At 60.1% G+C, this 17,661-nt stretch carries 15 protein-coding genes; 6 read left to right on the forward strand and 9 right to left on the reverse strand.

All coding sequences use genetic code 11. The features are described from left to right. Positions 1–46 precede the first annotated feature (46 nt). Positions 47–2,494 (forward strand): TonB-dependent siderophore receptor, encoded by a 2,448-nt coding sequence (locus KVH01_RS06705; protein WP_217880844.1) that lies wholly within the window; start codon positions 47–49, stop codon positions 2,492–2,494. A 189-nt stretch (positions 2,495–2,683) separates the two neighbouring features. On the opposite strand, the gene ilvD is transcribed toward KVH01_RS06705, so the two are convergent. Then, entirely contained in the window at positions 2,684–4,525 is a 1,842-nt protein-coding gene (ilvD, locus tag KVH01_RS06710) for a dihydroxy-acid dehydratase (RefSeq protein ID WP_043047023.1), read from the reverse strand. A gap of 409 nt (positions 4,526–4,934) precedes the next feature. On the opposite strand from ilvD, the gene KVH01_RS06715 reads away from it, so the two are divergent. After that, a complete protein-coding gene (locus tag KVH01_RS06715) occupies positions 4,935–5,393 on the forward strand; it encodes an REP-associated tyrosine transposase (RefSeq protein WP_043047024.1) in 459 nt (152 codons plus the stop codon). Between the two features lie 123 nt (positions 5,394–5,516). Here KVH01_RS06715 and KVH01_RS06720 read toward each other — a convergent pair whose 3' ends face one another. Together KVH01_RS06720 and KVH01_RS06725 are read right to left on the reverse strand one after the other, a co-directional pair. Continuing rightward, complete coding sequence (locus tag KVH01_RS06720; protein ID WP_217880845.1) at positions 5,517–6,677, reverse strand: MFS transporter; 1,161 nt, start codon at positions 6,675–6,677, stop codon at positions 5,517–5,519. Positions 6,678–6,900: 223 nt separating this feature from the next. After that, positions 6,901–8,097 carry a class I SAM-dependent rRNA methyltransferase gene (locus KVH01_RS06725; RefSeq protein WP_015886370.1) on the reverse strand — a complete coding sequence of 399 codons (1,197 nt, stop codon included), beginning with the start codon at positions 8,095–8,097 and terminating at the stop codon, positions 6,901–6,903. A gap of 310 nt (positions 8,098–8,407) precedes the next feature. Here KVH01_RS06725 and KVH01_RS06730 point away from each other — a divergent pair, with 310 nt between their 5' ends. Then, positions 8,408–9,220, forward strand: coding sequence for an HDOD domain-containing protein (locus KVH01_RS06730; RefSeq protein ID WP_200893555.1), 813 nt, complete (start codon positions 8,408–8,410; stop codon positions 9,218–9,220). Positions 9,221–9,241: 21 nt separating this feature from the next. Next, the gene (gene mutM / locus KVH01_RS06735) at positions 9,242–10,054 is read left to right on the forward strand and encodes a bifunctional DNA-formamidopyrimidine glycosylase/DNA-(apurinic or apyrimidinic site) lyase (protein WP_057014188.1); all 813 of its coding nucleotides are present in this window, start codon (positions 9,242–9,244) and stop codon (positions 10,052–10,054) included. Between the two features lie 114 nt (positions 10,055–10,168). Here the strand turns inward: mutM and KVH01_RS06740 are convergent, their stop codons facing one another. The 5 genes from KVH01_RS06740 to KVH01_RS06760 form a co-directional block, all read right to left on the reverse strand. Then, positions 10,169–10,420 carry a YfhL family 4Fe-4S dicluster ferredoxin gene (locus tag KVH01_RS06740; protein WP_003195146.1) on the reverse strand — a complete coding sequence of 84 codons (252 nt, stop codon included), beginning with the start codon at positions 10,418–10,420 and terminating at the stop codon, positions 10,169–10,171. Between the two features lie 102 nt (positions 10,421–10,522). Further along, positions 10,523–11,002: a pantetheine-phosphate adenylyltransferase gene (gene coaD, locus KVH01_RS06745; protein ID WP_003176711.1), complete on the reverse strand. Its 480-nt coding sequence runs from the start codon at positions 11,000–11,002 to the stop codon at positions 10,523–10,525. Between the two features lie 103 nt (positions 11,003–11,105). Continuing rightward, positions 11,106–12,701: a GMC family oxidoreductase gene (locus KVH01_RS06750; RefSeq protein ID WP_217880846.1), complete on the reverse strand. Its 1,596-nt coding sequence runs from the start codon at positions 12,699–12,701 to the stop codon at positions 11,106–11,108. Positions 12,702–12,738: 37 nt separating this feature from the next. Continuing rightward, entirely contained in the window at positions 12,739–13,284 is a 546-nt protein-coding gene (locus KVH01_RS06755; protein WP_217880847.1) for a twin-arginine translocation pathway signal protein, read from the reverse strand. Positions 13,285–13,313: 29 nt separating this feature from the next. Then, positions 13,314–14,741: a coniferyl aldehyde dehydrogenase gene (locus tag KVH01_RS06760; protein ID WP_217880848.1), complete on the reverse strand. Its 1,428-nt coding sequence runs from the start codon at positions 14,739–14,741 to the stop codon at positions 13,314–13,316. 145 nt (positions 14,742–14,886) lie between these two features. Between KVH01_RS06760 and KVH01_RS06765 the strand changes: the two genes are divergently transcribed. Both KVH01_RS06765 and KVH01_RS06770 read left to right on the forward strand, forming a co-directional pair. Then, the gene (locus tag KVH01_RS06765; RefSeq protein ID WP_005792294.1) at positions 14,887–15,558 is read left to right on the forward strand and encodes a TetR/AcrR family transcriptional regulator; all 672 of its coding nucleotides are present in this window, start codon (positions 14,887–14,889) and stop codon (positions 15,556–15,558) included. 33 nt (positions 15,559–15,591) lie between these two features. Continuing rightward, positions 15,592–16,446 (forward strand): sulfurtransferase, encoded by an 855-nt coding sequence (locus KVH01_RS06770; RefSeq protein WP_043047031.1) that lies wholly within the window; start codon positions 15,592–15,594, stop codon positions 16,444–16,446. Between the two features lie 119 nt (positions 16,447–16,565). On the opposite strand, the gene KVH01_RS06775 is transcribed toward KVH01_RS06770, so the two are convergent. After that, positions 16,566–17,561 carry a hydrolase gene (locus KVH01_RS06775; RefSeq protein WP_217880849.1) on the reverse strand — a complete coding sequence of 332 codons (996 nt, stop codon included), beginning with the start codon at positions 17,559–17,561 and terminating at the stop codon, positions 16,566–16,568. Between the last annotated feature and the right edge of the window lie 100 nt (positions 17,562–17,661).

A 17,661-nucleotide genomic window follows, 5' to 3' on the forward strand; every position in this document is an offset into this window, starting at 1 on the left:
TAGTGCGGCGCCGATCACAGACTTTTTGCACTGGGGAGCACTATCCATGGCACACCGATTCGCTGCACGGCCCTTGCTTGCACTGGCCATTTCCATCGCCAGCGGCGCCGCGCCGCTGTATGTGCAGGCCACCGAGACTACCCAGGCCCAGGCCTACCGTTTCGATATTGCAGGACAAAGCCTCGATGGTGCGTTGGCGGCGTTTTCGGCGGTGACGCGGGTGCAGGTACTGGTCTCGGGGGAATTGACCCAAGGTGTAGTTTCGCCGGGTGTACGCGGCACGCTTGATCAGCGCCAGGCATTGGGGCAATTGCTCGGTGGGACGGGGCTGAGCGCGGCATTTATCAATGCCGACACCGTCACCCTGGAAAAACGTGTAGCCACAGGCTCTGCCATCGAGGTCGGTGCCACCACCATCAGCGCCGAACGCCTGGGCGCTACCACTGAAGGCAGCGGCTCCTACACCACGGGCGCCGTGACCCTTGGCAAAGGTGAACAAAAGCTCAAGGACATCCCACAATCGGTCAGCGTCATGACCCGCAAGCAGATGGATGACCAGAACACCACCAAGCTCTCCGAAGTGGTCAAGCGCACGCCCGGCCTGACCGCGACCAAATCCCCAGGCCCCGGCATGTTCATCTATTCCCGTGGCTTTGAAGTGGGCACCCTGGAATACGACGGGGTGCCGATTGCGCGTAACACCTACACACTGGGCAGTTACCTCACCGAAAACATGGCGATCTACGACCGCGTCGAAACCCTGCGAGGCCCGGCTGCATTGCTGCAAGGCGCCAATAGCCCCGGTGGCACCATGAACCTGGTACGCAAGCGCGGCCAACAGGACCCGACCGTGACCATCACCGCCAAGGCCGGTTCGTGGGACCACTACGGCACCCAGGTCGACGCGGGTGGCCCACTCAACGCCGAAGGCACGTTGCGTGGCCGTTTCGTGGCGGACTATGACACCACTGATTCCTTCGTCGACTATGCCGGCGGCTGGAACCAGACGGTCTACGCCGCCGTCGATTATGACTTCACCCCCGAAACCACCGTCGGCGTGGGTATCAGTAACCAGAAAGGCCATTCGCGCCCCAACTTCATGTCGCTGCCGCGGTATGCCAACGGCAATGACATCGGTCTGCCGCGCTCGACCTTTGTCGGTGCCAGCTGGAACCGTGCCGTCAACAACCAGACCCAAGTGTTCGCCGACTTGGAACATCGCTTCAACGATGACTGGAAATTTAAGGCGGCACTGGTCGCCATGGATGAACACAATGACGCGACCTACCAAGCCACCTGGGACACAATTCCCAACCCCGGCGATGTGGGCAACGTTCGCTATGTGGACTGGGTGACCGACTTCAATACCAAGAGCCGTGGCGCTGACGCGTATGTAAACGGCAAGTTCGAAGGCCTGGGATTACAGCAGGAGGTGGTGCTGGGTGCCAACTACTCCAAACTCACCACCGATGACCAATGGGCGCGCGCGGCGACGGCGGGCGCTGATATCTTCAATATTGATCACAACCGCCCTCAGCGCGACAAAAACCAATTGTTCCAGGCAGGCAATGCATCCAAGAGTTGGTATGACATTCGCCAGAAGGGCATTTACGGCACCTGGCGTGTGAAGGTGCTGGACCCGCTGACGCTGATTCTGGGCGCTCGCACCAGTTGGTATGAGTACTCCTACTTGGGCCAGAATGGTATGCGCGGTGTGTATCAGGCGCCGGAAGAAAGCGCCACGCAGACCTCCGGCAAGGTCACGCCCTATGCCGGCCTGGTCTACGCCCTGAACGAACAATGGTCGGCCTACGCGAGCTACGCCGATGCCTTTGAGCCGCAAACCAACCTGACCACCTCGGGCTCTTTGCTCAAGCCCATCGAGGGCAAGAACTACGAGTTGGGTATCAAGGGCGAACTGGCGGACGGTCGGCTCAACACCTCGTTTGCGATCTTTCGCTATGACCAGCAAAACCGTGGCGTCCAGGACCTGCAAGGGCCGATGAACTGCAATGGCTGGTACTGCTCGGTTGCCTCGGGCAAGGTGCGTAGCCAAGGCTTCGAAGCCACCTTGAGCGGCGAGGTGTTGCCGGGGTTGCAGCTGGTTTCCAGTTATACCTACAACACCACCAAATTCCTCAAGGACGACACCTACGAGGGCAAGATATTCAGCACTTGGACACCCAAGCATCAACTTAAGGTCTGGGGTGATTACCAGTTGCCGGGCGACTGGCAAAAGTTCAGCGTGGGTGCCGGCGTGACTGCGCAAAGCAGCACCGAAGCCTATGACCGCACATTCAGCGTGCCGGGCAATGCACTGTGGGATTCGCGAGTGGCTTACAAAATCAATCAGGAATTCAGCGTGGCGGCGAACCTGAACAATATGTTCGACAAGAAGTATTACATCCCGGCCTACAACGCGAACTGGGGCAGCAACTACTACGGCGACCCACGCAATGTAATGTTCACCATGACTTACACCCCACAGTTCTAAAACCTGAAGCATCACTTCTGTGGAAGGGGGGCTTGCCCGCGAAGACGTCGGTCCAGCAAACATTGATATTGGCTGACCCACCGCTATCGGGAGCAAGCCCCCTCCCACATGTTGATCATCATTGTGCTTTGGGTTATCTCCAGGCAAAAAAATGCCCCGCACCTGGCGGGGCATTTTCATGCGCGGGGCTTACAGGCCGTCGAGCATGGCTTTGTTGCGAACAGCACCCTTGTCGGCACTGGTGGCCAGCAACGCGTAGGCCTTCAACGCGGTAGTAACTTTACGCGGACGCTTTTCCACCGGCTTCCAGCCCTTCTTGTCCTGCTCGATCCGGCGGGCAGCCAGTTCTTCGTCGCTGATCAACAGGTTGATCGAGCGGTTCGGAATGTCGATCAGCACCTTGTCGCCATCCTGCACCAGGCCGATGGCGCCACCAGCAGCGGCTTCCGGCGAAGCGTGGCCGATGGACAAGCCCGAGGTGCCGCCGGAGAAACGCCCGTCGGTCAGCAGCGCACAGGCTTTGCCCAGGCCCTTGGATTTCAGGTACGAGGTGGGGTAGAGCATCTCCTGCATACCCGGGCCGCCTTTGGGGCCTTCGTAGCGGATGATCACGATGTCGCCTTCCTTGACCTCGTCGGCGAGGATGCCGCGAACCGAGCTGTCCTGGCTTTCGTAGATCTTGGCGCGGCCTTCGAAGACGTGGATGGATTCATCCACACCCGCGGTTTTCACTACGCAGCCGTCGAGGGCGATGTTGCCGTACAGCACGGCCAGGCCGCCTTCTTGGGAGTAGGCGTGCTCGACACTGCGGATGCAGCCGTTTTCACGGTCGGTGTCCAGGCTGTCCCAACGGGTCGACTGACTGAACGCGGTCTGGGTCGGGATGCCCGCCGGGCCGGCCTTGAAGAAGGTGTGCACGGCTTCGTCGTCGGTCTGGGTGATGTCCCACTTGGCGATGCCTTCGGCAATGGACTTGCTGTGCACGGTCGGCAGGTCGGTGTGCAGCAGGCCGCCACGGGCCAGGGAGCCGAGGATCGAGAAGATTCCGCCGGCGCGGTGCACGTCTTCCATGTGGTACTTCTGGATGTTCGGCGCGACCTTGCACAGCTGTGGCACGTGACGGGACAGGCGGTCGATGTCGCGCAGGTCGAAATCGATCTCGGCTTCCTGGGCGGCGGCCAGCAGGTGCAGGATGGTGTTGGTGGAACCGCCCATGGCGATGTCCAGGGTCATGGCGTTTTCGAACGCCTTGAAGTTGGCGATATTGCGTGGCAATACCGACTCATCGTTCTCGGTGTAGTAACGCTTGCACAGCTCGACGATGGTGCGGCCGGCCTGCAGGAACAGCTGTTCGCGATCGCTGTGGGTGGCGAGGGTAGAACCGTTGCCCGGCAACGCGAGACCTAAGGCTTCGACCAGGCAGTTCATCGAGTTGGCGGTGAACATGCCGGAGCACGAACCGCAGGTTGGACAGGCGCTGCGCTCGTATTCCGCGACCTTCTCGTCAGAAGCGCTGGAATCGGCGGCGATCACCATGGCGTCTACCAGGTCGAGGCCGTGGGAAGCGAGCTTGGTCTTGCCGGCTTCCATTGGCCCGCCGGAAACGAAGATCACCGGGATGTTCAGGCGCAAGGCAGCCATCAACATACCGGGGGTGATCTTGTCGCAGTTGGAGATGCACACGATGGCGTCGGCGCAGTGGGCGTTGACCATGTACTCCACGGAGTCGGCGATGATCTCGCGGCTCGGCAGCGAGTACAGCATGCCGTCATGGCCCATGGCGATGCCGTCATCCACGGCGATGGTGTTGAATTCTTTCGCTACACCGCCGGCGCGTTCGATTTCACGGGCGACCAGTTGGCCCAGGTCCTTGAGGTGGACGTGACCGGGTACGAACTGGGTGAAGGAGTTGGCAATCGCGATAATCGGCTTCTTGAAGTCGTCATCTTTCATCCCCGTGGCACGCCACAGTGCGCGCGCGCCGGCCATGTTGCGGCCGTGGGTGGATGTTTTCGAGCGGTAATCAGGCATTGGAGCACTCCGGGCGGCTAATCAAGTACTAAAGGGGAGTGAGCTTCTAATTGACGACTGGAACACCCGAAAAATGGCCGTGTGTCCGGAAGTTGCCACTCGCGTCGCGGGATCGCCGCGTGCTTGGGCCTCGAGCTCATAAACCCGCCGGGGGATGACTGGCGATGAATAGGGCCGATTCTACACCGCTGGCGGCTGGAGGGAATGGCCGTCTACCTGTAGGAGCGAGCTTGCTCGCGAAAATCGTCAACGACAACGCAGCGCTATCAGATAGCCCGTGGCGTCTATTCGTTCTTCGCGAGCAAGCTCGCTCCTACAATGGCAAGACATATCCAGAACCACTGTTTAACGGCTCGCTGGCCCGTTGGCTCCTACCGTTCATCTTCCAATCACAGAAGAGGACGAAGGAATGTCCACCCAGCAAAATGCTCATCGGCTGCGTAAAGGGCGTTACTCAGAATCGGGCTGTATCTACTTGCTAACGGCTGTCACCCATCAACGGCAACGCATTTTTCAAGACTGGTATATAGGTCGCTTGCTGGTTCGCGAATTCAGAAAGGCTCAGGAAGATGCAGATGCAACGTCACTGGCATGGGTGGTCATGCCTGACCATTTCCACTGGCTGGTCGAGTTGCACAACGGCGATTTGCCCAGGCTCATGCAGCGAACCAAATCGCGAAGTGCCCGTGCAATCAATAAGGCAAGACAGTCCTTCGGAGTGCTTTGGCAAAAAGGCTATTTCGACCGGGCGCTGCGCCGTGAGGAGGACTTGAAGGCAATGGCTCGCTACATCGTCGCGAACCCATTGCGTGCGGGTTTGGTCGAGCACATTGGCCAATACCCACTATGGGATGCCATCTGGCTATGACGCACCGTTACCTGTAGGAGCGAGCTTGCTCGCGAAGAACGTTAACGATAACGCAGCGCTATCAGATAGCCCGTGGCGTCTATTCGTTCTTCGCGAGCAAGCTCGCTCCTACAGGGGGAGGCGTCAGCGATTGATCCTGGCATTCGTCAGCCAACCCCACAGGCTGAAAGCAATGAAGCTGACGGCAATGGTCATCAGCAAATGGGTTCCGGTTTGCGCAAGTGCTGCGCTGCTGATTGCAGCGGTGAAGAACATGATGCTGTTACCCGCTGACGCCGCCGTGCCCGCGCTGCTTGAGAACAGCAACATCGCTGCAGAAATGGCGGCCGGGCGCACCAGGGTGACGGCCAGCGCGCTGACCAGCATAGGGATCAGCAGGGTTGCGGTGGTGATCACCTCAAGGCTGACGATCAGCGCCAGCGATACACCGGCGAGGAGCAACAATCCAAGGCCGATATTGATTTGTCGGGACAGCGAGATGTGTTTTTGCAGATAAGAGGCCACCACACCGCCGAGCAGATAGGCCAGGCCGTACACCATCAGCACCAGCGCGTACTGGTACTCGGTGAGTTTCAGCGAGTCCATGAAAATCAACGGTGTCACGCTGATCAAGGCGAAGTAGCAGGCGAACACCAGGGCGGCGATCCACCAGTAGCGCAGGAAATCGCGATTGCGTGCCACAGCCTTGAGTGTGCCGATGATGGATACCGGCTCGCGGTGTGGGCCGGAGGACTTCGACGGCAGGATACAGAACGCATGGATCAACATGCCCAGCGCCATCAACGCAAAACCATAGAAGCTGCCTTGCCAGTCGAACGTAGTTTGCAGCCAGGAGCCGATCAGCGGCGACAGCGCGACAAACGAACCGCTCAAGGTCATGTAATAGAGGCGCACGCGGGCGCGGTCCTGTTCCTCGAAAAGGTCTTCCACCAGCGCATGGCCCAACACGAAGAACCCGCAGCCCATGGCCTGTGCCGTGCGAAACAGTAGGAAGGTCAGGTAGTCCGACGCCATCGCGCAGCCTATTGCGCCAATGATTGATAGCGTGATGCAGCCAAGCAGCACTTCCTTGCGCCCCCATTTATCCGACAGCGGGCCGGCGACCAGTTGTGAGATCGAAAACACTAGGGTGAACAGGCTGATGGACAGCGCGATGTCTGCGCTGGGCGTGTGGAACTGGTTGGACAGCGCGGGAAATGAAGGGAGCAGGATATTGATCGGGAAAAAGCTGATCAGGGAAATGCAGGTGATAAGCATAAAGCGGGAGAGGGTGTGCCCAGACATTGTTTTTGTTTTCCGGAGTAAAACCAGAAACCGATACTAGTCTGCGAAAAATGGAATTCAATCAATACCGCTGTAAGAACCTTCCCGTATTGATGTGCGCCATCATTGTAGGAGCGAGCTTGCTCGCGAAGAACGTTAACGATAACGCAGCGCTATCAGGTAGCCCGTGGCGTCTATTCGTTCTTCGCGAGCAAGCTCGCTCCTACAGATGACTCGGTTTCAATTAGCTATTGGGTAGCAACCGGCACGTAATGCTCTTGATATACCGTGTCTCGACAATCGCCGGATGCACCGGATGGTCCGGGCCCTGACCGCCACGTTCGAGCATCTGGATATTGCGGTCCAGGTGGCGGGCACTGGTCAGCAGGATGTTCTGCAGATCATCTTCCGGCAGGTGCATGGAGCACGAGGCGCTGACGAGGATGCCGTCCTTGCTGAGCAGGCGCATGGCTTGCTCGTTGAGGCGGCGGTAGGCGCCTTCGCCGTTCTTCATGTCTTTCTTGCGCTTGATGAAGGCCGGTGGGTCGGCGACGATCACGTCGAAGCGCTCTTCGCTGGCTTTCAGTTCCTTGAGGGCTTCGAATACGTCGCCTTCGATGCAGGTCATCTTCTCGGCAACACCGTTCAGCGCGGCGTTGCGCTCGACGCCGTCGAGGGCGAAGGCCGACGCATCGACGCAGAACACTTCACTGGCGCCAAAGGCGGCGGCTTGCACGCCCCAGCCGCCGATGTAGCTGTACAGGTCGAGCACACGCTTGCCCTTGGCATACGGGGCCAGGCGGGCGCGATTCATGCGGTGGTCGTAGAACCAGCCGGTTTTCTGGCCTTGGATCACCGGGGCTTCGAATTTCACGCCGTTTTCTTCCAGCGCAACCCACTCCGGCACCAGGCCGAACACGGTTTCGACGTAGCGGTTGAGGCCTTCGGCGTCACGCGCGGCGGAGTCGTTCTTGAACAGGATGCCGCTCGGCTTGAGCACTTGGGTCAGCGCGGCGATCACGTCTTCTTTATGGGCTTCCATGGTCGCCGAGGCGATCTGTACCACCAGGATGTCGCCGAAACGGTCGACCACCAGGCCCGGCAGCAGGTCGGAATCACCGTAGACCAGGCGATAGAACGGCTTGTCGAACAGGCGGTCACGCAGGGACAGGGCGACGTTCAGGCGGTGCACCAGCAGCGACTTGTCCAACGGCAACTTGATGTCGCGCGACAGCAGGCGGGCACAGATCAGGTTGTTCGGGCTCATGGCCACGATGCCGAGAGTCTTGCCGCCGGCCGCTTCCAGGATCGCCTGGTCGCCTGCCTGGAAGCCATGGAGTGGTGTGGCGGCCACGTCGATTTCGTTGCTGTAGACCCACAGGTGGCCGTTGCGCAAACGACGATCGGCGTTGGCTTTGAGACGCAGGCTTGGCAGGGACATGACGTCGCTCCGGAAAAAAGAGCGGGAGTATAGCGTGTTGTGCATTACTTGGAGACACCGCCGGACATGTGGGAGGGGGCTTGCTCCCGATAGCAGTGCATAAGCTGATATCCAAGTGGCTGATTCACCGCTATCGGGAGCAAGTCGAATCGTCGCACCGCCCCTCCCACATTTAGTCCGGTTTCAATCGGGCATTTGGGTGTCGGCCGGGTCTTCATAAGGGTTAGAATTCGCGCCTAGCCCAGAGTGTGTACTTATGTCCCAAGAGCTTTCCGCCGAGCAGATCCAACAGGTCCTGCAAGGCATCAGCGTGCCGCCCCAACCGCAGATCATGGTGGATTTGCAGATGGAGCAGTACATGCCCGACCCGGACCTGGAAGTGATCGCACGGCTGATCGCCCAGGACCCAGGCTTGTCTGGCGCGTTGCTCAAGATCGTCAACTCGTCGTATTACGGCTTGAGCAACAAGATTGCCTCGATCCAGCGTGCGGTTAACCTGCTGGGCAGCCGCTCGGTGATCAACCTGATCAATGCCCTGTCGATCAAGGGCGAGATGAGCGACGACACCATCGTCACCCTCAACCGCTTCTGGGACACCGCCCAGGATGTAGCCATGACCTGCCTCACCCTGGCCAAGCGCACCGGCTCCCAGACTGTCGATGAAGCGTATGCCTTGGGCCTGTTCCACGATTGTGGTGTGCCGCTTATGCTCAAGCGTTTCCCCAACTACATGGCGGTGCTGGAACAGGCTTACGCCAACGCCAGCTCGGATTGCCGCGTGGTCGATACCGAAAACAACGCGTTCAACACCAACCATGCAGTGGTCGGGTACTACACCGCCAAGTCCTGGCGCCTGCCGGAACATGTCACCGACGCGATCGCCAATCACCACAACGCCCTGGCGATTTTCAGCGATGAGACGTCGCGCAATCCGCAGCTTAAAAACCTGCTGGCGATTTTGAAGATGGCCGAGCATATCTGTTCGTCCTGTCGCGTGCTGGGCAACCAGGCTGTGGACCATGAGTGGAACGCGATTGGCCATCTGGTGCTGGATTACGTAGGCCTGTCGGACTACGACTTCGAGAGCCTGAAGTTGTCGATTCGCGAACTGGGCGCGCACTGAACCGTTATTCAAGAGGTACACATGCCCGAGTTACCAGAAGTCGAAACGACCCGGCGCGGGATTGCCCCGCACCTGGAAGGCCAGCGCGTCAGCCGTGTGGTGGTGCGTGAACGGCGCCTGCGCTGGCCGATCCCGGAAGATCTGGATGTGCGCCTGTCCGGGCAGCGCATCGTGCTGGTGGAACGGCGGGCCAAGTACCTGTTGATCAATGCCGAAGTAGGCACCTTGATCAGTCACTTGGGCATGTCGGGCAACCTACGCCTGGTAGAGGTGGGCATGCCTGCACTCAAGCATGAGCATGTCGACATCGAACTCGAATCCGGCCTGGCCCTGCGCTACACCGACCCTCGACGTTTCGGTGCAATGCTCTGGAGCCAGGACCCGCACAACCACGAACTGCTGATTCGCCTGGGGCCGGAGCCCTTGACCGAGCTGTTTGACGGCGAACGTTTGTTCCAGCTGTCGCGCGGCAAGTCGATGGCTGTGAAGCCGTTCATCATGGACAACGCGGTCGTGGTGGGGGTGGGCAATATCTATGCGACGGAAGCGCTGTTTGCGGCGGGTATTGACCCGCGGCGTGCGGCCGGTGGCATTTCACGCGGGCGCTATTTGAAGCTGGCGATTGAGATCAAGCGGGTGCTGGCCGCTGCTATCGAGCGGGGCGGTACTACGCTGCGGGACTTTATCGGCGGCGACGGGCAGCCGGGGTATTTCCAGCAGGAACTGTACGTGTATGGCCGTGGCGGCGAGGCGTGCAAGGTCTGCGGGACCGAGTTGCGCAATGTGGTGCTGGGGCAGCGGGCGAGTGTGTTTTGCCCTAGGTGTCAGAGCTGAGTGCTGTGTGATGGCTGATATCGCCATCGGGGGCAAGCCCCCTCCCACATTGAAATGCGTTCCAAGTGTGGGGGGGGCTTGCCCCCGATGGGGCCTCACAGGCACTAAAGAAGCTCAAGCCTTACCGGTAATCTTCCGGTACTTCTCCATCAACTGCTCTTCAGTCTCAGGATGTGCCTCATCCAGCGGAATGCAATCCACCGGGCAAACCTGCTGGCACTGGGGTTCGTCGTAATGGCCAACGCACTGGGTGCACAGGTTAGGGTCGATCACATAGATCTCTTCGCCTTGGGAGATCGCAGCGTTCGGGCACTCGGGTTCGCAGACGTCGCAGTTGATGCAATCGTCGGTGATGATCAGGGACATGGAAACTCCTGCCAGGGCGCACGGCCAAGGCATCTGAAAACTAATGCGCGCAATTGTGCCGCATTGGCGCCCGCAGTGCGAGCAGGCGCCGCTTGAGCGGTCTTACTTCTTGAAGCGCAGGGTCAGTGCATCTGCCACCGCAGGATGGACGAACTTGGTGATATCTCCGCCCAACGCCGCGATTTCACGGACTAACGTCGAGGAAATGAACGAATAACGTTCCGACGGCGTAAGGAACAGGCTTTCCACATCCGGCGCCAGTTGGCGGTTCATGTTGGCCAGCTGGAATTCGTATTCGAAGTCCGATACCGCGCGCAGGCCACGCAGGAACACATTGGCGTTCTGCTCCTTGGCGAAATGCGCCAGCAGCGTCGAAAAGCCCACTACTTCCACGTTAGGCAGGTGCTTGGTGACCTCGCGCGCCAGCTCCACGCGCTGTTCCAGGGGAAACAGCGGGTTTTTCTTGGGGCTGGCCGCGACCGCGATGATCACATGGTCGAACAGGCGAGAGGCGCGTTCGACCAGATCGCCATGGCCTTTGGTAATCGGGTCGAAGGTACCTGGGTACAACACTCGGTTCATCGCGTCGTCCTGGCGGAGTCCGTTGGGGAACCGGATGGTATCGCAGCCATCCCGGTCGGCCAAGTCGACTTATGTAGATAGAGGTCGTTAATCCCAGGCTTTTTCATGCCGTTTTCAGACGTTCGGCCAATGCTGTCGCCAGTTGCGCGGTCAATCCGTACACCGACAATTGCGGGTTGGCGCCAATGCTGGTGGGGAACAACGAGCCATCGTGGATCGACAAGTTGCGCAACTGATGATGGCGGCCAAGGCTGTCGGCCACGGCGTTTTTCGGGTCTTCGCCCATGGCACAACCGCCCATCACATGGGCGCTGCCCAGGGTTGTGCGGTGCAATTCCAGACTCAAGCCGTCAATCACGCTGCGTGCTTCGGCCAAGGTGTTCACGAACCGTGCGTCGTGATGCAAGGGCTTGACCGATTTGGCCCCCGCGGCGAACTGGATCTCGGCCATGCTGTGGAAGGCCCGGCGCAGGCCATCCCAGGCGTAGGGTGAGACTTGATAGTCGAGCACTGGCGTGCCGTCACCACGCAGTTCCACAGTGCCGCCCAGGCTGTCGGGGTGAAAACCGTCGCGCAGCAGTGCGAGCATGGCGTGGGTGTGGGGCAGTCGATTCATGTCCAGTGCGTTCTGCGTGCCATAGCCCCCGAACAAGGTGCTGGCCAATCCAGGATGTAAGGGCGGCGCTTCAAGCTTGTAGGACATTTTGCCAGTGGTGCCGTCCTGCCATTGGAAATGGTCGGAATAGATCGACTGCGGCGCACCGTAGAACGGGTTGATCACTTCATCGAACAACCCGGCGGAGAAGTTGACCAGATGCAGAAAGGTGCGTTTGCCCAGCCGCGAATGCGGGTCGGGCGCGTCCGAGCGCATCAGCAGGGCCGGGCTGTTGATGCCGCCGCCCGACAACACGTAGTGCCTGGCCTTCACGCTGATCTTGCGTCCGGTGGGTGCCACGCAGCGTTCGTCCATGGCCACGCACTCCAGGCTGCTGATAGTGTCGCCGCTGTATTTGAGCTGTTCGGCGCGGGCCAGGTACAGCAGCTCGCCGCCGTTTTCCAGGGTGGAGGGGATAGTCGTCACCAGCATCGATTGCTTGGCGTTGACCGGGCAGCCCATGCCGCAATAACCCAGGTTGAAGCAGCCGCGCACGTTGCGTGGGATCACATGCCAGCTGTAGCCGAGTTTTTCGCAGCCTTTGCGGATCACGTCGTTGTTGGCATTCGGCGGCAGCGCCCACGGCGCGATGCCCAGGCGCTGCTCCATTTTTTCGAACCAGGGCGCCATTTCCGCGCTGCTGTGACCCTTCACTGCGTATTCGCTGGCCCAGTGGGCGAGGGTGGCGTCGGGTGTGCGAAAGCTGGAGGTCCAGTTGATCAAGGTGGTGCCGCCCACCGCCCGGCCTTGCAGGATAGTGATGGCGCCGTCCTTGCTCATGCGCCCGATGCCCTCCTGGTAAAGGCTGGCATAGGCTTCGTCCTCCAGCAGCTTGAAGTCGTTGCTGGTCTTGAGCGGGCCTTCTTCGATCAACAACACTTTGTAGCCGGCGGCGCTGAGGATTTCGGCGGTGGTGCCGCCTCCGGCACCGCTGCCGATAATGGCTACATCGGCTTCCAGGGTCAGGTCGCTGTCGAGGGAGGCGCCGTTGTGGGTTTTCCAGCCTCGGGCCAGGCCGTCGCGGAACAGATCGGGTACGGGCATCAGGTTCGTCTCTGGTTTTTATTGTGGGGGATGCGAATCAGATCTTCGGCGGGCCGGGGTAGCCGCAATGGGCCCAGGACGCGGGCCGGAAGTACCAGGCCATGATCACCAGCTTGAGCAGCGAGCCCTGGCCCATGCGCAGCAGGTTCAGGTAGCTGTTCTCCCAGCGATGCAGGAAGTTGCGGATCTGTTCGCTGCTGGTGTTTTCCCAACTGCCCCAGATACCGGTCAACGGGCCGCGGGTAATACCCATGCTCAGCACGTCAAATAACTGCTGGGTGAGCTTGAACATTTCTGGCGACAAGTGCTGCAGGCTGTAGTCGAGCTTTTTCAGGGTGTCGTCAATGCCAGCGACTACCGCCTCGGCGCTGGCCGCGCCTTCCAGCAGCACCGGGATCACCGCACGCAAAAACGGCAGGTCACTGGCGCGCAGCATCGCAAAGCCACTGGCCGGCGTACTACTGGAGCAGCCGCTGAGGCTGGCGCCAAGACCGGCAGTGGCGAGAAACGCGCTGGCGCACAGGCCGATTTTCAAGACGCCGCGCCGCGACAGCGCGGGTGATTCAGTCAGGCTGGGGTTCATTATTTTTATCGTCCCGAAGGTGGCGGTTATCAGCGGATAAACAGCTTCTGGATCAATTTCTGGATCGATTTGCCATAAGGTGGGTAGATCAACTTCGCCGCGTTCAGGCGTTGCTTGACCAGTACACCCTTGGCCTTGCTGAACGTCAGGAAACCCTCATGGCCGTGGTAATGGCCCATGCCCGACGGGCCGATGCCACCGAAGGGCATGTCATCCTGGGCGACGTGCAGCAAGGTGTCGTTCAGGCATACGCCCCCGGAGTGGGTTTCGTGGAGCACGCGCTCCTGCTCGCCCTTGTTGTAGCCGAAGTAATAAAGCGCCAGTGGGCGTGGACGCTGGTTGATGTAGGCAAAGGCTTGGTCAAGGCCGCGATAAGGCACGATGGGCAAAAGCGGGCCGAAGATTTCGTCCTGCATCACGGTCATGTCGTCGCTGACATTCAATAGCAGGCTGTGGGCCATCCGCCGCGCCTGGCCTTGCTCGTACAGAGGGATCAGGGTGGCGCCCTTGTCGGTGGCGTCCTTGGCGTAGGCATTGAGCCGGGCCAGTTGCCGCTCGTTGATAATGGCGGTGTAGTCCGGGTTGTCGGTCAGGGTCGGATAGAACCCGCGAATGGCCTTGGAGTAAGCCTCGACAAACCCCTCCACGCGATCTTCCGGAACCAACACATAGTCCGGCGCCACGCAGGTTTGCCCGGCGTTCAGGGCTTTGCCGAAGGCAATACGCTCGGCGGCGTCCTTGAGGGGTACATCGGCCGAAACAATGGCTGGCGACTTACCGCCCAGCTCCAGGGTGACCGGCGTGAGGTGCTCGGCGGCTGCGCGCATCACGTGCTTGCCAATGCTGGTGGCACCGGTGAACAACAAGTGATCGAAGCGCAATTTGGAGAACGCCATGCCCACTTCTGCTTCGCCCAGCACCACGCCCACCAGGTCTTCGGGGAAGATCTTGGCCAGCAACGCCTTGAGCAGTTCGCCGGTGGCCGGTGTGGATTCGCTGAGCTTGAGCATCACTCGGTTGCCGGCTGCCAACGCTCCGACCAGCGGACCAATGGCCAGGTACAACGGGTAGTTCCACGGCACGATGACGCCAACCACGCCCAAGGGTTGGTAAATGACCTTGGCCGAGGCGGGCTGGAAGGCAATGCCTACAGCGCGGCGGGAGGGTTTCATCCAGCCCTTGAGGTGCTTGCTGGCATAGTGAATGCCGTGCAGGCTGGGCATCAGTTCGGCGAACAGGGTTTCGTCCGCGCTGCGATGACTGAAGTCCTGGCTGATCGCCGTGATCAGCGCCTGGCGTTCATCGCTGAGCATGTCCCGCAAGGCCTTGAGCCATTGCTGGCGTTGCGCCGCCGGTGGCATTGGATTGGCGGCGTAGGCGCGACGTTGGGCGTCGAACAGGTCCTGGAGGTGATCCAGCGCCTGGGAATCTTGCAGGTAAGCAGCGTTGGCAGACATGGCGCGGTTCCGGTTGTTATTGGTCCGCCTGGATTTTTAGAGTCATTACTCTAAATTGTCAAATGACATTGCAGTAACATCCGGATTTATCCTGGCCGGCATAGGCCGTAAGATGCGCAATCACGTGTATAGAAGCTGATCCCCTATGGCACCACGAGTAAAGACCAGCGAGCGTATTGTGCAAACCAGCCTGGAGCTTTTTAACCAGCAGGGCGAGCGCAGCGTCAGCACCAACCACATTGCCGCCCACATGGAGATTTCCCCGGGCAACCTGTACTACCACTTCCCCAACAAGCAGGCGATCATCGCCGTGCTGTTTCGCGAATATGAAGCGTTGGTGGACAGTTTCCTGCGCCCGCCCCAGGGGCGCACGATGGTGGTGGAAGACAAGCGCTTTTATCTGCAGGCCGTGCTGGCGGGCATGTGGCGTTATCGTTTCCTGCACCGCGACCTTGAACATTTGCTCGAAAGCGATCCGGAACTGGCCACCGGCTACCGGCGGTTTTCCCAGCGTTGCCTGATCCAGGGAGGTGCCATCTACCAGGGGTTTGTCGATGCAGGCATTCTCAATATGGACCCGGTGCAAACCGAGGCGCTGACCCTGAACGCCTGGATCATCCTGACCTCGTGGGTGCGATTCCTGTGCACCACCAATGAGAAATCCACCCACCTGAGCGCCGAGGCGATCAAGCGCGGGGTGTACCAGGTGCTGGTGCTGGAGGCGGGGTTTGTCACGCCCCAGGCCAAAGAGGCGGTGGACGCCTTGTTCAAAGAGTTTTACGTGCCGTTGAACCAGGCACTTGAAGAAGTGAAGTAGGACCTTTCCCCTTTGTATTCACAGGAGTCCGTCATGCCGCTTGCCCAACTGATCAGCCCCCAGCAATTGGCCGAGCGCCAGAAGTCAGCCGGACTGGTGATCCTGGATTGCCGCTTTGCCCTGGAAGACCCGGACTACGGACTGTGCAGTTACGCCGAAGGGCATATCGAGGGGGCGCAATATGCCGACCTGGAGCGTCACCTCAGTGGCCCGGTAACCAAGGGCGTGACCGGACGTCATCCTTTGCCAGCAGCAGACACGTTCGCCAAGCAGCTACGGGCCTGGGGTATCAGCGCCGACACCGATGTGGTGCTGTATGACGATGGCCCGGGCGCCTATGCGGCCCGTGCCTGGTGGCTTTTGGCCTGGCTGGGCAAGCGGGAGGGCGTGTTTATTCTCGACGGTGGTCTCAAGGCCTGGCACAGCGCCGGTCTCCCCCTGAGCTTGGATGCACCGGTGATCGAGACGGGTACCTTTGCCGGAACACCGGATCCTCGGCTGGTACTGGATGCCGAACACTTGCACAAACGCCTGGGCCGACCTGGCTTGACCCTGATCGACGCCCGCGCCCAGCCGCGCTTTCGTGGAGAGGTTGAGCCCATCGATCCGATTGCCGGGCACATCCCTGGCGCGCAGTGCGCGGCATTCACGGAAAACCTGGGCAGTGACGGGCGCTTCCTGCCGACCGAGCAGCTCAAGCAACGCTTTGCTGCGCAGTTGCAGGGGCGCCCGCCGGAGGAGTTGGTGGCGTACTGCGGTTCGGGGGTGACGGCGTGCCATAACCTGTTTGCGCTCGCTTTGGCGGGATATCCGTTGGGCAAGTTGTATGCGGGGTCGTGGAGTGAGTGGATTACCGATCCGGCGCGGGAAATTGCAACAGGCGACTGAGCAATTGGCCTGTAAACCCAATCAAAATGTGGGAGGGGGCTTGCTCCCGATAGCGGTGTAACAGTCAGCTTATCTTTAGCTGACCCACTGCAATCGGGAGCAAGCCCCCTCCCACATTTTTATCCATGTTGTGCCAGTAGCCATTGTGGGATGCGGCGTTCCAGATAGTAGCCGGGGCGTTTCAGAGAGCCCTCAACAAACCCCACATGCCCACCCTTGGCCAGCAGCTCAAACTCGGTGCACTCCGACAGCTCACTCGCCTCGGGGAGGCTATGAGCAAATACAAACGGATCATCGGCCGCCTGGATGATCAGCGTTGGTGTGCGGATATCGCCCAGGTAGTAGCGACTGGAGGCGCGGCGATAATAATCCTCAGCACTCAGAAAACCATGCAACGGCGCCGTCACCCGCCCATCGAAGTCCCAGAACGTGCGCATCTTTTCCAGGGAGCCCAATGCCTCCAGGGTTTTGAGCCCTTCCTCGCGGCCATCCTGCAAAAACTGGCGCTGCTTGACGCGGATATACGCCAGCATCTCGCGCATGAAATGTTTCTGATAGATCCGCGAAAACCCCAGCCCGATGCGGTCAGCGCACTGATCCAGGCGAAATGGCACCGACACCGCCGCCGCGCCTTGCAGCTGCGAAGCCATGCCGGTTTCCCCCAGGTGCTTGAGCAATACATTGCCGCCCAGTGAATACCCTACGGCATACAAGGGTGCCAGCGGCCGCTTGGCACGCAGATGGGCAATCGCCGCCGCCAGGTCTTCGCTGGCGCCGGAGTGATAGCTGCGGGCAAGCAGGTTCGGCTCGCCGGAGCAGCCCCGCCAGTTCAGTGCGACACTGGCCCAGCCTTGGGCGGCAAGGGCTTTTTGCAGGCCGGCCACGTAGGGTGAGTTGGACGAACCGGTGAGCCCATGCAACACCAGCACCAACGGTACCTGTGCATCGTGGGGGCCGTGCCAGTCGAGGTCGAGGAAGTCGCCGTCTTCCAGCCACAGGCGCTCGCGCTGGCGCTCGATGTGGGTCGTCGGGCGCCACAGCGGCCCCCACAATGTTTGCAGGTGGGGGTTGCCGAGGCCGAAGGCGGGTTTGAAGCGGTCTGTAGATGGAATCATGAATTACTCGCTGCCGCCCTGTAGGAGCGAGCTTGCTCGCGAAAAACGTTAACGATAACGCAGCGCTATCAGACAGCCCGTGTCGCCTGTTCGACCTTCG

This window comes from Pseudomonas khavaziana, assembly GCF_019145205.1.
Classification (GTDB): Bacteria; Pseudomonadota; Gammaproteobacteria; order Pseudomonadales; family Pseudomonadaceae; genus Aquipseudomonas; species Aquipseudomonas khavaziana.

Coding starts and splice junctions, on each gene's coding strand:
- KVH01_RS06705 (WP_217880844.1), top strand. CDS start 47: ATGGCACACCGATTCGCTGCACGGCCCTTGCTTGCACTGGCCATTTCC.
- ilvD (WP_043047023.1), bottom strand. CDS start 4,525: ATGCCTGATTACCGCTCGAAAACATCCACCCACGGCCGCAACATGGCC.
- KVH01_RS06715 (WP_043047024.1), top strand. CDS start 4,935: ATGTCCACCCAGCAAAATGCTCATCGGCTGCGTAAAGGGCGTTACTCA.
- KVH01_RS06720 (WP_217880845.1), bottom strand. CDS start 6,677: ATGTCTGGGCACACCCTCTCCCGCTTTATGCTTATCACCTGCATTTCC.
- KVH01_RS06725 (WP_015886370.1), bottom strand. CDS start 8,097: ATGTCCCTGCCAAGCCTGCGTCTCAAAGCCAACGCCGATCGTCGTTTG.
- mutM (WP_057014188.1), top strand. CDS start 9,242: ATGCCCGAGTTACCAGAAGTCGAAACGACCCGGCGCGGGATTGCCCCG.
- KVH01_RS06740 (WP_003195146.1), bottom strand. CDS start 10,420: ATGTCCCTGATCATCACCGACGATTGCATCAACTGCGACGTCTGCGAA.
- coaD (WP_003176711.1), bottom strand. CDS start 11,002: ATGAACCGAGTGTTGTACCCAGGTACCTTCGACCCGATTACCAAAGGC.
- KVH01_RS06750 (WP_217880846.1), bottom strand. CDS start 12,701: ATGCCCGTACCCGATCTGTTCCGCGACGGCCTGGCCCGAGGCTGGAAA.
- KVH01_RS06755 (WP_217880847.1), bottom strand. CDS start 13,284: ATGAACCCCAGCCTGACTGAATCACCCGCGCTGTCGCGGCGCGGCGTC.
- KVH01_RS06760 (WP_217880848.1), bottom strand. CDS start 14,741: ATGTCTGCCAACGCTGCTTACCTGCAAGATTCCCAGGCGCTGGATCAC.
- KVH01_RS06765 (WP_005792294.1), top strand. CDS start 14,887: ATGGCACCACGAGTAAAGACCAGCGAGCGTATTGTGCAAACCAGCCTG.
- KVH01_RS06770 (WP_043047031.1), top strand. CDS start 15,592: ATGCCGCTTGCCCAACTGATCAGCCCCCAGCAATTGGCCGAGCGCCAG.
- KVH01_RS06775 (WP_217880849.1), bottom strand. CDS start 17,561: ATGATTCCATCTACAGACCGCTTCAAACCCGCCTTCGGCCTCGGCAAC.